At 67.3% G+C, this 14,066-nt stretch carries 14 protein-coding genes; 6 read left to right on the top strand and 8 right to left on the bottom strand.

Translation table 11 applies throughout. The annotated features are described in order from the left end of the window. Nucleotides 1-195: 195 nt before the first annotated feature. Nucleotides 196-1,410, top strand: a complete 1,215-nt coding sequence (glgC, locus tag LKD76_RS07080) for a glucose-1-phosphate adenylyltransferase (protein WP_227980198.1) — start codon at nt 196-198, stop codon at nt 1,408-1,410. A 7-nt stretch (nt 1,411-1,417) separates the two neighbouring features. Here the strand turns inward: glgC and LKD76_RS07075 are convergent, their stop codons facing one another. From LKD76_RS07075 to LKD76_RS07055, 5 genes are all read right to left on the bottom strand, one after another. Beyond that, nucleotides 1,418-1,684 (bottom strand): hypothetical protein, encoded by a 267-nt coding sequence (locus LKD76_RS07075; protein WP_227980197.1) that lies wholly within the window; start codon nt 1,682-1,684, stop codon nt 1,418-1,420. Nucleotides 1,685-1,816: 132 nt separating this feature from the next. Further along, the gene (locus tag LKD76_RS07070) at nt 1,817-3,475 is read right to left on the bottom strand and encodes an ABC transporter permease (RefSeq protein ID WP_227980196.1); all 1,659 of its coding nucleotides are present in this window, start codon (nt 3,473-3,475) and stop codon (nt 1,817-1,819) included. Beyond that, nucleotides 3,472-4,425 carry an ABC transporter ATP-binding protein gene (locus LKD76_RS07065; protein WP_227980195.1) on the bottom strand — a complete coding sequence of 318 codons (954 nt, stop codon included), beginning with the start codon at nt 4,423-4,425 and terminating at the stop codon, nt 3,472-3,474. Before LKD76_RS07065 ends, LKD76_RS07070 begins: the two co-directional genes overlap by 4 nt. 24 nt (nt 4,426-4,449) lie before the next feature. Beyond that, on the bottom strand, nt 4,450-5,103 hold the full coding sequence (locus LKD76_RS07060; protein WP_227980194.1) for a TetR/AcrR family transcriptional regulator: 654 nt from the start codon (nt 5,101-5,103) through the stop codon (nt 4,450-4,452). A 116-nt stretch (nt 5,104-5,219) separates the two neighbouring features. Then, nucleotides 5,220-5,858 (bottom strand): O-methyltransferase, encoded by a 639-nt coding sequence (locus LKD76_RS07055; RefSeq protein ID WP_227985130.1) that lies wholly within the window; start codon nt 5,856-5,858, stop codon nt 5,220-5,222. Nucleotides 5,859-6,072: 214 nt separating this feature from the next. On the opposite strand from LKD76_RS07055, the gene sigE reads away from it, so the two are divergent. From sigE to LKD76_RS07030, 5 genes are all read left to right on the top strand, one after another. Further along, entirely contained in the window at nt 6,073-6,879 is an 807-nt protein-coding gene (gene sigE / locus LKD76_RS07050; protein ID WP_372465759.1) for an RNA polymerase sigma factor SigE, read from the top strand. 67 nt (nt 6,880-6,946) lie between these two features. Further along, nucleotides 6,947-7,336 carry an anti-sigma factor gene (locus LKD76_RS07045; protein WP_227980192.1) on the top strand — a complete coding sequence of 130 codons (390 nt, stop codon included), beginning with the start codon at nt 6,947-6,949 and terminating at the stop codon, nt 7,334-7,336. Continuing rightward, entirely contained in the window at nt 7,321-8,898 is a 1,578-nt protein-coding gene (locus tag LKD76_RS07040; protein WP_372465757.1) for a S1C family serine protease, read from the top strand. Before LKD76_RS07045 ends, LKD76_RS07040 begins: the two co-directional genes overlap by 16 nt. Nucleotides 8,899-8,907: 9 nt before the next feature. Continuing rightward, on the top strand, nt 8,908-9,372 hold the full coding sequence (tatB, locus tag LKD76_RS07035) for a Sec-independent protein translocase protein TatB (protein WP_227980191.1): 465 nt from the start codon (nt 8,908-8,910) through the stop codon (nt 9,370-9,372). A gap of 127 nt (nt 9,373-9,499) precedes the next feature. Further along, entirely contained in the window at nt 9,500-10,336 is an 837-nt protein-coding gene (locus LKD76_RS07030) for a hypothetical protein (RefSeq protein WP_227980190.1), read from the top strand. Nucleotides 10,337-10,419: 83 nt separating this feature from the next. Here LKD76_RS07030 and LKD76_RS07025 read toward each other — a convergent pair whose 3' ends face one another. From LKD76_RS07025 to LKD76_RS07015, 3 genes are all read right to left on the bottom strand, one after another. After that, nucleotides 10,420-11,343: a glucosyl-3-phosphoglycerate synthase gene (locus tag LKD76_RS07025; RefSeq protein ID WP_227980188.1), complete on the bottom strand. Its 924-nt coding sequence runs from the start codon at nt 11,341-11,343 to the stop codon at nt 10,420-10,422. After that, on the bottom strand, nt 11,340-12,218 hold the full coding sequence (folP, locus tag LKD76_RS07020; RefSeq protein ID WP_227980186.1) for a dihydropteroate synthase: 879 nt from the start codon (nt 12,216-12,218) through the stop codon (nt 11,340-11,342). Before folP ends, LKD76_RS07025 begins: the two co-directional genes overlap by 4 nt. 71 nt (nt 12,219-12,289) lie before the next feature. Beyond that, the gene (locus tag LKD76_RS07015) at nt 12,290-14,059 is read right to left on the bottom strand and encodes a long-chain-acyl-CoA synthetase (protein ID WP_227980179.1); all 1,770 of its coding nucleotides are present in this window, start codon (nt 14,057-14,059) and stop codon (nt 12,290-12,292) included. Between the last annotated feature and the right edge of the window lie 7 nt (nt 14,060-14,066).

Raw genomic sequence — 14,066 nt, 5'->3', positions numbered from 1 at the left:
GACCCGGAGCCGTTCGGGGTCCAGTGGTGATATCGGCTCGCGGCCGCCATCCGCGACACTCACCGGTCCAACCTAATCCGTGCGCGGCCGGGCCACCACAGCTGGTCGGTATCCGGCCCGGTCGCGTCGCGGAAGGCCACGCCGGTGCGAACCACCGTCGGACACGCCGCGGCCCCGAACGGTAGGTTGAAATGCGTGAGGAGCCAGCCGCACGTACTCGGGGTAGTGCTAGCCGGTGGTGAGGGTAAACGACTCTTTCCCCTCACCAAGGACCGCGCCAAACCGGCGGTCCCTTTCGGGGGTGCCTACCGCCTGATCGATTTCGTCCTCTCCAACCTGGTCAACGCCGGATATCTGCGCATCTGCGTGCTCACCCAGTACAAATCACATTCGCTGGACCGTCATATCTCCCAGACCTGGCGGCTGTCCGGATTCGGCGGTGAATACATCACTCCGGTCCCCGCGCAGCAGCGGCTCGGGCCTCGCTGGTACACCGGCAGCGCCGACGCCATCATGCAGTCGCTGAATCTGATCTACGACGAGGATCCCGACTACATCGTGGTTTTCGGCGCCGATCACGTCTATCGCATGGATCCCGAGCAGATGGTGGCCCATCACATCGATTCCGGTGCGGGTGTGACCGTGGCCGGGATCCGGGTACCGCGCAGCGACGCGGGCGCGTTCGGCTGTATCGACTCCGACGAGTCCGGGCGCATCACCCAATTCCTGGAGAAGCCGGTCCATCCGCCCGGAATTCCCGACGATCCCAATATGACCTTCGCCTCGATGGGCAATTACGTCTTCACCACCAAGGTGCTGGTCGACGCGATTCGCGCCGATGCCGACGATGTCGACTCCGATCACGATATGGGCGGCGACATCATTCCCGGACTGGTCGCGCAGGGTCAGGCCGGTGTCTACGATTTCGCGCGCAACGATGTCCCGGGCTCCACCGATCGTGACCGCGGCTATTGGCGGGATGTGGGAACCATCGACGCCTTCTACGCCGCCCATATGGACCTGGTCTCGGTGCACCCGATTTTCAATCTCTACAACCGGCACTGGCCCATTCGCGGTACCACGGAGAATCTCGCCCCGGCGAAATTCGCGCAGGGCGGGCTGGCCCAGGAATGCATCGTCGGCGCGGGCAGCATTCTGTCCGCGGCGACGGTACGCAATTCGGTCCTCAGTTCGAATGTGTTCATCGAGGACGGGGCCACCGTGGAGGGCAGCGTGCTGATGCCCGGTGTGCGCATCGGCCGGGGCGCGGTGGTGCGGCGCGCGATCCTGGACAAGAACGTGATGGTCGGCGAGGGCGAGATCATCGGCGTCGATCTCGATCGCGACCGTGACCGTTTCGCGGTGAGCAACGGCGGTGTGGTGACCGTCGGCAAGGGTGTGTGGGTCTGACGGATGCTCAGCGGCCGGGCATCGGATATTGCGCCGGCGGCGCCGGTTGGGTGACACCAGGACTTTCGGGGGTGTAGCAGAACGGGGTGCAGGTGCCGTGCGGAACCTTCGGCTGGCGGGCCGGATCGTCGAATTTGTCGTTGCTGACCAGCAACATCACCAGGAGTGCCACGAAGACCGCGCCACCGAGGGCCACAATCCCCAGAATGAGCCAGCCTCGGGGCGCAACCTCGATGAAGACGCTGCGCTCGTACGCTCCCCGACGATCGTACACGCCCCGCCTCCCGATACTGCCGAATTGCCCGCTATCCCAATGGTATCGGCTCAAAGGCGGTCTCGGCTATCGGCAAAGGCCGCCCGGCCGTCCCCGCGGCGGGGACGGCAGGGCGGCGAAATGCCGTGCGGGTCAGCGGAGATCGCGGCGACGCCAGGCGGCCAGACCGATCGCGGTCAGCACGGCCGCGAGTACGACCAGCACGATCACCGGAGTCGCACGGAATGCCTCCGCCGGGAGTTTGGGCAGATGACCGTAGGGGTTGAGGTCCAGAACCCACTGCGGCATACCGGCTATCGACCCCAGCAGGTACACCGCCACCCCGGCCGTCAGCACACCCCATGCCACCGGTGTCCAGCGCGGCAGCAGACCGAACAGCAGCACGGTGATCGCGGTGAACACCCAGACCGCCGGAATCTGAATCATCGCCGCGCTCAGCGCCTGCGGGAATTTGTCGCCCATATCCCCGGCCGCGATACCGTAGGCGATGCCGCCGAGAGCGCCGGAGACGAACAGCGCCAGCACCGGTCCGCCGAATGCGAAGAGCAGATGTGTTGCCGCCCACCGAATTCGGCCGACAGAGCCGGTGAGCACCGTCTCGGCCCGGTCGTTGCTCTCCTCCGAGAACATCCGCAGCGCCGCCGATATCGAATAGGCCGCCGCGGCCAATCCGACCATCGAATAGGCGGTGTTCAGGAAGGCCTGCTCGACTCCCTGGGAGCCGCCGAGCCGTGCGATCACATCGCGCACGGCCTGACTGGAACCGATCTCGTCACCGATGCCGTGGATGACACTGCCGATGACCAGTCCGTAGAGGGCGAGCCCGACGGTCCATGCCAGCAGCGTGCCGCGCTGCAGCCGCCATGCCAATCCCAGCGGTCCGCTCAGCAGTGCCGATCCCGCCGAGGGGCCGGGGCGTTCGGCGATCAGCCCCGCCCCCATATCGCGCCGCCGCAACAGGGTGTACGCGACCGCGATCAGCACCAGGGTGGCCGCCGCGTGCAGCAGCAGCACCCACCAGCGATCACCCGCGAACGGCCGCACCTGCAACGACCAGCCCTGCGGCGACAGCCAGGTCAGGATGTCGGTCGGGCCGTCCCCGGCGCGCGCGTCACCGATGGCGCGCAGGGTGAAGGTCACCGCCAGGACCGCGAGGGCGATGCCCCGGGCCAGGCGGGCGCCGGCGCTCAACTGCGCGGCCACGGCGGCGACGGCCGTGAAGACGATGCCGGAGGCGGCCAGGGCGGCGCCGAAGGCCAGTGAGCCGTTGAACGGCACGCCCGCCGCGGCGATACTCAGCGTGGCGACGAGCCCGGCCACCAGACACGCGCCACAGGTCAGCAGCAGGGTCGCGGTGAGCGCGGCGAACCGTCCGACCCGGGTGGAGGCGAGCAGTTCCTCACGCCCGCTCTCCTCCTCGGCACGGGTGTGCCGGATGACGGTCAGAATCGTCGCGATCCCGATCAGGGTGTAGAACATCCCCGCCTTCCACACTCCGGACGCGCCGAGTGTGGTGTTGTAGATCGGGCCGTACATCGCCAGCTGCGCGGGACTCGACAGGATCGTCTGCGCGAAATTCTGCAGATCGGCCGGTGACGAGTACAGCTTGTCGACACTGGAGACGTAGACGCTGCCCAATGGCAGCGACAGCAGCAGAACCCACAGCGGCAGCACGATGCGATCGCGCCGCAGATACAGTCGGAGCAGTTGCCCGGTTCCGGTGAAATCCGAACCGCTCCGCGCCGATTCGGCGAATCCGCCGTGCGGGCGGGTAACGGTGGCGGTGGTCATTTCGTGGCCTCGGTCAGGGTACGGCCGGCGGACTCGGACCCCGGCCGGGAATCTGCTGCCGCGTCGCCGTCCAGCGAATAGTGGCGCAGGAACAGCTCTTCCAGGGTCGGCGGCTGGCTGACCAGACTGCGCACCCCGGCATCGCCGAGGACACGGATCAGTTCACCGAGGTGTTCGCCGTCGACCTGGCAGCTGAGCATGTGATCGGAGATGCTGACGTCCTCGACACCCTCGATGGCGCCGAGATCGCCCGGGTCGCCGATGAGTTCGGCCTTGATCGAGGTGCGACTGAGATGCCGCATCTCGGCCAGTGTGCCGCTCTCCACGGTGCGTCCGGCGCGGATGATCGTGACCCGGTCACACAGCGCCTCCACCTCGGAGAGGATGTGGCTCGACAGCAGCACCGTGGCGCCGCGTTCGGCCGCCTCCCGCGCGCACTCCCGGAAGATCTGTTCCATCAACGGATCCAGGCCGGAGGTCGGTTCGTCGAGCAGCAGCAGCCGGGCATCGGAGGAGAAGGCCGAGACCAGCGCGACCTTCTGCCGGTTGCCCTTGGAGTAGGTGCGCGCCTTCTTGCGCGGATCGAGTTCGAAGCGCTCGATCAGTTCGGCGCGCCGTGCGGTGTCGATCCCGCCGCGCATCCGCGCCAGCAGATCGATGGTCTCCCCACCCGACAACGACGGCCACAGTGTGACATCGCCCGGCACATAGGCGATATCGCGGTGCAGTTCCACCGCGTCGGTCCACGGGTCGCGGCCGAGGACCCGCGCCTGCCCGGAGGTGCGGGCGAGAATGCCCAGCAGAATGCGGATGGTGGTCGACTTGCCGGCGCCGTTGGGCCCGAGGAAGCCGTGCACCTCACCCTCGGCGACCTCGAGGTCGAGGCCGTCCAGTGCGTGTACCGATCCGAAATGCTTGTGCAGCTTCCGGACGTCGATTGCCGATGACATCGAATCTCCTTGTGAGATAACGGTTCACAGGTCGGCGAGTAGCGAGTCCAGCAACGCCGAGTCGGCGAAGAGACCGTGCGTGTTGACCTCGACCGCCGGCAGCATCATCTGTTCGGCGTACTCGCGCAACGCTTTTCGAAAGTCGAGCTTTCCTTCGTGCCTGGCGGAGTAGAGCTGCAGGAAGAAGAAGAATCCGCCGCCGTTCTGTACCGCCAGATAATTCGCCGTCGCCGATACATCCCTGGGCCGGCGCAGTGTGCCGGCCGCGATGCCGACCTCGAGGTAGGACTCCACATCGCTGCGCATCTGATCGAACAGCGAGGTCATGAGTGTTCCCCCGGCCTGAAAGCTGCGCATCAGATACGCGGTGTAGGGCGCGAACTCCTCGATCTCGGCGAGCGCCTTGAGGGTCGAATTCGGCGAGGGCTGTTGAACGTATTCGGTCTTCGCGGCGCGAATGACCGCGCGCACATGTTCATCGCACGCCTCACGCAGTCCGTCCTTGGATCCGAAATGGTGGTTGACGAGTCCGGGTGAGACCCCCGCCGCCTTGGCGATGGCCCGCACGCCGACCCCGAATCCCTCGTCCCCGAAGACGACGATCGCCGCGTCCCGGATCCGGGCGGGAGTGCTCAGATCCGAGGCGGATCCTTCCGGTACGGCTGTTCCCTTAAACACATGTTCAATATACTAAACACTCGTTCAATTCGCACGCAAGACTCTGGCCACAGGGAATTTTTCGGCTGCGAACGCCGAGGTGAGAGCGTCGGATCAGAGTCCGATCCGGTGCGGGGTCAACCGCGAGAGGCGCAGAGCAGGCCGTCCCCGACCGGGATCAGCACACTGGTCAGATCCGGATCCTCGGCCACCGCCCGGGTCGCGGCGCGCACCGCCTGGGTGGCCGCGTCCCGCTGGGCCGGATCGGGCACCCGGCCCCCGAGCAGGGCGTTGTACATCAGCAACGCACCACCCTCCCGCAGCAGCCGCACGGCCTGTTCGACGTACTGCGGCTGCTCGAGCGGCGCCGCGTCGATGAAGACGAGGTCGTAGGCGCCGTCGGCGAGCCGCGGCAGCACATCGAGGGCGCGGCCGTTGATCAACCGGGTGCGCGCCGTGGCGATATCGGCCGCCCGGAACGCGTCCTTGGCGGCGCGCTGATGCTCCGGTTCGGAATCGATGGTGGTCAGCGTGCCGTCCTCGCGCATACCGTCCAGCAGCCACAATCCGCTGATTCCGGCGCCGGTACCGACCTCGACCACCGCGCGGGCCCCGAGCAACTGGGCGTACATGCTGAGCAACGCGCCCACCGACGGCGGCACCGGCGCGGCGCCCAGTTCGGTGGCCCGCTCGCGCGCGGCGATGAGGATCTCGTCCTCGACCACGGATTCCTCCACGTAGGCGAGGTTGCGCTGCAGGGCCGATGCCGCTGGGATGTGGCTCACGAATATGAGGCTAACGGCGTGACACCCGAGGAGCGCGACGACGGCCGCTGTTTTTCTCAGGTGTCCCTCAGCCTCCCCATACCACCGGCACATCGGGAACCGCCAGAGTAGGACCAAGCAAGGGCCGGCCGACCGCCGGACGGCGCCCGGGAACACCGCACGCAGGTCGCGGGTTGTACCCGGTACGCGATGACCACCAGTCGTCGTGCGCCTGCCACGGTCCCGAGTAGGAGGTCACCCCATCCACAAGGTCGATGCGGCGCGTGAGTACGCCACCCTGCCCGAGTCGAGTCTGCCGGTCGGCGTCTCGGCCGATTACGAGCTGCCCGGCGCGGCTCGCGACGATGTGATCATCGGCACCGAATTCGACGATACCGAAATTCCGGCCGATGGCCAGGAATCCGCCGGTAGCGCGCAAGCGGCCGACGACGACGAGCTCAGCGGCACCGCCGCCTTCGACGCCACCGGCGACCGCACCATGATGCCGTCGTGGGACGAACTGGTCCGCGAACACGCCGACCGGGTGTACCGGCTGGCCTACCGCCTGACCGGCGACCCGCAGGACGCCGAGGATCTGACCCAGGAGACGTTCATCCGGGTCTTCCGCTCCCTGCAGAGCTATCAGCCCGGCACCTTCGAGGGCTGGCTGCACCGGATCACCACGAACCTGTTCCTGGACATGGTCCGCCGGCGTAACCGCATCCGGATGGAGGCGCTGCCCGAGGACTACGACCGGGTGCCTTCCGAGGGCCCCGGGCCCGAGCAGGTCTATCACGACGCCCGGCTGGATCCGGATCTGCAGCGTGCGCTCGACGCGCTGGCGCCGGAGTTCCGCGCCGCGGTCGTGCTCTGCGATATCGAGGGTCTGTCGTACGAGGAGATCGGCGCTACCCTCGGGGTAAAGCTGGGAACCGTGCGCAGCCGGATCCATCGCGGCCGTCAGGCGCTGCGGGAGTACCTTGCGCATAATGGTTCTCAGCAGCGGTACGCCGCTGAGGAGAAGGTCGGGTAGACAGCGGTCGAGGCGCCGCGGCATATGCCCGGCGAAGCTGTAGTCCGTCGGAAGGGTGTGCATCCGTATGACTGGCGAGGGTCGTTTCGCCCCCACCGAACACCTGGCCAGTGAGGCCGTTGTCGCGTACGTCGACGGCGAGCTGAGAATGAATGCCTATCTACGCGCGGCCGAACATCTGTCCCGCTGCCCCGAATGCGCCGCCGAGGTCGAGGCGCAGCAGCAGGCGCGGGTGGCACTGCGCCGCGCCGCGCAAATGCAGATTTCGGCGCCGACCGACCTGCAGGACACTCTGAGTCGAATACCGTTGGCCGATCTGACCGGAAGTAGCACCGAAAATATGTCGCGTGGCGCGAGTTTCCTCGGCCTGCGGGCGGATTCGTTCCGTTTCGCTTCCTCCTCGAATCGAGAAATAGGATTCGAGAGCAGGCGGTGGACGGGATGGTGGCGCAAGTAGAGTTCACGAACGTGACCACCGAATCGACGCCGTCCAACACATCGGATTCGGCGGCCAACAGGGGGAACCTGAGGCCGTCGGACGCGCCCGTACTCGGGCCGCGCCCGGTTTATCGCCCGGATATCGATAAACACACCGCCCGCGCTTTCCGCCGCCCCGAGGGTCAGGTGGGATCCTTCACCCCGCACGCCCCCGCGGCCGCTGCGGTTCGCCACGACGCGCCCCAACTGGTCAACCGTCCCCCGGACGCGGTGCTGGCCGAGGCCTTCGGCAGGCCCGCGGGGTCCGACGAACTGCTGCAGCGCGATCCCGACGCCGTCACCGATACCGCGGCGGCCGGCGCACCGGCCGATCCGTGGCGTGATCCCGAAGCCGCCGCCCGGCTCGGCGATCCCGCGCTCCACACCCCCGCCCCGCGACCCTTGCCGCCGGGGACGAAGCTGAGCGCCCGCGAGGTGCTGTTCGGCGGCAACGTGGCGCCCAAGGCCCTGGCCGTACTCGGGGTCGTGGCGCTGGTCATCGGCGTCGCCGGCGGTCTGGTCGGCCGGTTCACCGCCGAGAACACCTCGGCGCTGACCTCCCGCAAGGTGGCGCTGCAGCAGGAGAGCAATTCCGACAAGCCACACAGCCAGGTCGCCAAGGTGGCCGACGCGGTGCTGCCGTCGGTGGTGTCGATTCGCGAGACGGTCGGCGACAACGGCGCGCTGGGTTCCGGCGTGGTGATCGACGGCAACGGCTACATCGTCACCAACAATCACGTCATCTCGATGGCCGCCCAGGACAAGTCGGGCCGCGCCAAGATCCAGGCCACCTTCTCCGACGGCACCAAGGCCGCGGCTCAGCTGGTCGGGCGCGATCCCAAGACCGACCTCGCCGTCCTGAAGGTCGATGTCAAGAACCTCACCGTGGCCCGGCTCGGGAAATCCGGTGATGTCCAGGTCGGTGACGAGGTCCTGGCGATCGGCTCACCGCTGGGCTTGAACAAGACCGTCACCTCCGGCATCGTCAGCGCCCTGCATCGCGCCATCCAGGAGAGCCCGGAGGCCGGCGACGACACTGCGGGCGCCTTCGACGCCGTGCAGACCGACGCCGCGATCAACCACGGCAACTCCGGTGGCGCGCTGGTGGACGGCGAAGGCCGGCTGATCGGCATCAACACCGCCATCCGCAGTGAAAGCGGCGGTTCGGTCGGTCTGGGCTTCGCGATCCCGGTCGATCTGGTCCAGCGCATCTCGCAGACCCTGATCCGCGACGGCGTCGTCTACCACCCGTGGCTCGGCGTCAGCGCCAAGTCCAAGCAGGTGGAGAACGACGCGATGAGCGGCGCCGCGGTCGCCGATGTGGTGGGTGGCAGCCCGGCCGCGAAGGCGGGGATCGCCGAGGGCGATGTGATCGTCAAGGTCGGCGACCGGCAGGTGACCGAACCGGCTGAATTGACGGTGGCCGTCCAGTCCCATCAGATCGGGGAGACGGTGAATTTCCAGCTGATCCGAGACGGCCGCCAGGTCGATGTACCGGTCACCCTGGAATCCGATAAGAACGCCCCACAACCGCCCCAGTAGCCTGGTCTTATGTTCAATATCGGCTGGCCCGAGATGGTGATCCTGGTGGTCGCCGCGCTGGTGATTCTCGGCCCGGAACGGCTTCCGGGGGCGATTCGCTGGACCGCGCAGAGTTTGCGTCAGGTCCGCGACTACGCCTCCGGCGCCACCAGCCAGCTGCGCAATGATCTCGGACCCGAACTCGACGAACTGCGCAAACCCCTGGAAGAACTCAACGAGCTCCGTAAACCGCTCGAGGGTTTGCGCGGTATGACACCGCGGTCGATGGTGACCAAACATCTTTTCGACGGTGACGATTCACTGTTCACCGGCACATTCGGTGCCTCGAATTCGGCGAACGGGCAATCCGGCAATTCCGCGGTACCCGGATCCGGCGTATCGAATTCCGCGGCACCGTCCGGCTATTCGGTGCCCGAGCCGCCGAAACCGCTCGACCGCAACGAGAAACCTCCGATCGATTTCGACGCCACCTGAGCGGGCCGCCGCACCGGGTTGTCCGGTCCGGCCGAAATATCCGGTGCACCGGTTCGATTGGCCGTGAGCACCGGATTCGTCAACCGGACTAGACGCATCCTGCTGTCGAGCTATCTAGACTTCGCACATGTCGGCCGACGAGGTGGCGCGAGTTTTCGCGATCGAGGACAAGGTCGAGCGACTCAAGGCCGCCACCGAAGGGGTCGCGGCGGCCCAGCAGACCATCAACGAGCTCACCCGCATCCGCCGTGCGGTGATCCAGGAGCTGCACGCCGAGGGGTGGACCTTCGCCAGGATCGGTGCGGCAGCGGGGCTTTCACGTGCCCGGATCCACCAGGTCAGCACCCAGGGCCCCGCACCGGAGGGCCTGTTCTTCGGCCACGGACCGCTGACCGTGCTCACCCCCGATCAGCGCGCCGCGACCCGCGCCACGCCGCTGGTCGGCGCACCGGATGCCGCGGCGCCGAATCGCCTGGCGGAACTGTTGCGGCAACTCGGATTCACGGTCACGGTCGAACGTTTCCTGCCCGGCCGGCCGCTCGATCTCGATCGCGACGGGCTGATCGTGCTCGGCGGTCCCGAATTGTCGCCCAGTCTGCGGTATCTGGTGTCGGCCGATCCGCGATTGCGGCGCACACTGGCCCGGGCCGGACGGGTGCGGCGCGCCATCGAGGACCGTGCCGCCCGGCGCGTCTACCGGCCCGGCGGCACGGAACCCTACGACATCGCCTATCTGGCCCGGCTACCCCGGCCGGACGGACGCGGCACGATTCTGGTGATCGACGGCCTGCATCCGCCCGGATCACTCGGCGCCGTACGGCTTCTCGCCACCCGGCTGGCGACCCTGCACGAACGCGCGGACACCCGCGCCTTCTCCGTGGTGGTCGGGGTGCGCTACGACCGCAGCACCGGAGAACCGGTGGAGGCGGATCTGCTCACCCCGATCTACCGCCACGAACGCTGAACCTTCGGCGTCGGCTCCGCCCCTGCGTGGGTTTTCGGCCCGCTCGGCCGAAACCCACGCAGGGCACGGTCTCGCGTCGAGAATCAGGCGGCGACCCGTGCGGGCCGCAGCGTGTTCATCGGCGGGCGGTCCGCCAGATGCACATCGGTGGTGAGAGCGGTGAATTCCTCTCCGACCAGAGGGAATTGGGTCAATGCCGCACCCGAGTCCCGGATTCCGCTACGCCCCAGGACGGTGCCCAGAATCTGACGGCTCATGACGCCCAGATCCGACAGCGGGCGGTTGCGGTGCGTGCGCACACCCAAATTCACCTGACCGATCGCCGCCAGCCCCAGCAGATCGAAAGTATCCAGCAGCAAACCGATTTCCACGCCGTAACCGGGTGCGAACGGCACCGCGGTGAGCAGTTCGCGGGTGCCCGCGTACTCACCCCCCAAGGGCTGCAACACCTTCGACAGATCCGGCCGCAGCGCCGCCAGCAACGGCCGCGCCACCAACTCGGTCACCCGGCCGCCGCCGTGCTGATCCACCGCCGCGCCCTGGCGCAGCGGGCGCCGGTAGTAGGCCTTCACCAGATGCATACCGTCGACGGTCAGCAGCGGGCCCAGCAGCTTCGGCACGAACATCGGATCCGGATCGATCAGATCCGAATCGACGAACGCCACCAGATCACCGGAGGTCGCCGCCAGCGACCGCCAGAGGACCTCTCCCTTACCGGATACCGGGTCCAGCTCCGGCACCGCCTGCTCGCGGGTCACGACCCGCGCGCCGGCGGCCCGGGCACGTTCCGCGGTGGCGTCCACCGAACCGGAATCCAATACGACCAGCTCGTCGACGAGTGTGCCGAGCAGCGGTCGGATACTGGTCACCACATCGGCGACCGTGCGCTCTTCGTTCAACGCGGGCAGCACCACCGAAACGGTGCGCCCGTTCTTCGCGTCGACCAATTCGTCGATCGCCCACTGTGGTCGATCCCACGTATTCGTGGCATTCCAATCGAACGTCATACCAGACCTCGCAAGGTTCGTGCGGGGGGCCGGATGCCCTGAATCGCCGCGATCATGTCCACGACGCGCCGGGTCGCGGCCACCTCGTGAACTCGGAAGACCCGGGCGCCGGCCGCGGCCGACCATGCGGTTGCCGCCAATGTGCCCTCCAATCGCTCGGAAAGTCCGACACCAAGAGTCTCTCCGATGAAATCCTTATTGCTCAGCGCCATCAAGACCGGCCATCCGGTATTTACAAGAATGTCCACGGCCCGCAACAGTTCGAGCCCGTGGTAAGTGTTTTTCCCGAAATCGTGGGTCGGATCGATGAGAATCGAATCCGCGGCGACCCCCGCCGCCCGCGCCGCCTCCGCGGCCCGCACCAGTGTTTCGGTGACCTCGGACACCACATCGGGGTACCGCACCCGATGCGGTCGGGTACGGGGGCGCGCACCGCCGGTATGGCTGCAGACGATGCCCACACCCAGTTCCGCGGCGACTCCGGCCAAATCGGGATCCGCACCCGCCCAGGTGTCGTTGATCAGATCCGCGCCCTCGGTCACCGCTGCCCGCGCGACCTCGCCGCGCCAGGTATCCACACTGATCAACAGTCCGGGAAAACGATGCCGAATGGCCGCGACGAACGGCACCACCCGCTGGATCTCCTGCGCGGCGTCCACCTCGTCACCGGGCCCCGCCTTCACGCCGCCGATATCGACCAGATCGGCGCCCTCGGCGACGGCCCGGGCCACGGCCGCCATCGCCGCGTCGTCGGAGAAGGTGGCGCCTCGGTCGTAGAACGAATCCGGCGTGCGATTCACGATCGCCATCACCAGCGCTCGATCCGTCGCCACCGGTTTCCCGCACAGGGTAGGCGACGGTGACGCAGAACTCATACCGGCAAGTGTATTGGGGGCTCGGTCCGAGAGCCCGGCGAGCACCCCGTAACCACGCGCTCGGGAGGAGGTCAGTTCCGGGGAAGCAGGCCGGAGGCCACCTCGTTCGGGTAATCGTCGTAGAACGCCACATACCCCTGCTCACGGCCCTTCAGGACGTAGACCGTCGTGTCGCCGTCCGGTCCGTACCCCTGTTTGCGCAGATCCACCTTGCGGCTCTTGAAGGTCGAGGTGGTTTCCAGTTCGGGAACCACTCGGAGGAACAGCGGGACGGCGTATCCGGGCAGGCGATCGTAGAGCCGGGCGGCCAGCGCCCGGCCGTCGAGTTCGGCCCCGGGGTCCAGGGTGACGGCGGCCATGCCCGCCTTTCCGTCGGCGCCGGGCACGTCCACGCCGTACACCACCGCCTCGGTGATGCCGGGGGCGCCGTCGAACGCGCCCTCGACCTCGGTGGTGGCGACGTTCTCCCCCTTCCATCGGAAGGTGTCACCGAGCCGGTCGACGAAGGCGATGTGGCGCCAATGCTGATCTCGCACCAGATCGCCGGTATCGAACCAGCAGTCGCCGTCGTGGAAGGCGTCACGGACCAATCTGGATTCCGTGGCGGATTCGTCGGTGTAGCCGTCGAACGGCGAGCGGCTGGTCACCTTCGCCAGTAGCAGCCCGACCCCGCCCGAGGGCACGCGGCGCAATCGGCCGTCCGGGCCCCGCCACGCTTTCCCGGTCGCCTCGTCGAATTCCACGACCGCATAGGGCAGGGGGCCGAATCCGGCGGTGCGATCGACGCCGAACGCGTTGATGAAGGCGATATTTCCCTCACTGGCACCGTAGAACTCGACCACCCGGCCGATACCGAAACGGCGCCGGAATTCGTCCCACAGTTCGGGGCGCAGCCCGTTGCCGACCGCGAGCCGCACCGAATGCTCGTGCTCTCGTGGCGATTCCGGCTGGTTGAGCAGATATCGGCACAGCTCACCGATGTAGATGAAGGCCGTGGAGCGAGTCGCGATGACCTCGTTCCAGAAATTCGATGCCGAGAACTTGCGACCCAGCGCGAGAGAGGCGCGGGCCCCGAGCACCGCGCCGAGCGCGACCGTCAGCGCGTTGTTGTGATACAGCGGCAGACAGCAGTACATGGTATCGGCGCCGCGCAGGCGGACGCCCAGCCCGCCCAGACCGGCCATACTCTTGGTCCAGCGCAGGTGGGTCATGACGCTGGCCTTCGGCAGTCCGGTGGTCCCGGAGGTGAAGATCAGGAAGGCGCGTTCGCGGGCCCGGATATCGGCGCACACCGGCGGATCGGCCGGATCGGCGTCGCGTGCCAGCTCCTGAAGTTCCTCGGAGTACAGCGGATTCGCGGGCGGCTCCGGTAGTGAGCGCAGCGCATCGGCGCATTCCTCCCCGATCACGTCGAGGACGCTGCCGAGCAATCCGAAGCTGTGCGCCAGCACGTGTTCGCGCTGATTGTGATTCAGCAGGCCGACGGTGGCGCCCAGTTTCACCGTCGCCAGCACGACGAACAACGTCTCCGGGCGGTTGGTCATCAGGACACCGACCACATCGCCGCGCCGCACCCCGCGGTCGGCCAGTACCCGCGCGAAGCAGTTCACTTCGATATTGGCCTCGCGGTAGGTGTATTCGCGTCCTTCGAACCGCAGGAAGATCCGATTCGGATAGCGCGCGGCCGCCTGCTGGAAGTACAGGCCCACCGACGATTTGTCGTCGGCACGCACCAGCATGCCCGTGGCCCCGCGCAGCATGCCCGGCGCTTCGACGGCCATCGCGGGTAGCTTGCGGACCAGATCCCAGAGGCCGACGGTGTTGCGCGACTCGGTGGACACATTCTCC

The sequence above is a fragment of the Nocardia spumae genome (genome assembly GCF_020733635.1).
In the GTDB taxonomy this organism is placed as follows: Bacteria; Actinomycetota; Actinomycetes; order Mycobacteriales; family Mycobacteriaceae; genus Nocardia; species Nocardia spumae.
Note: the sequence above shows the minus strand (reverse complement) of the source record. Positions and strands in the feature narration are given on the sequence as shown.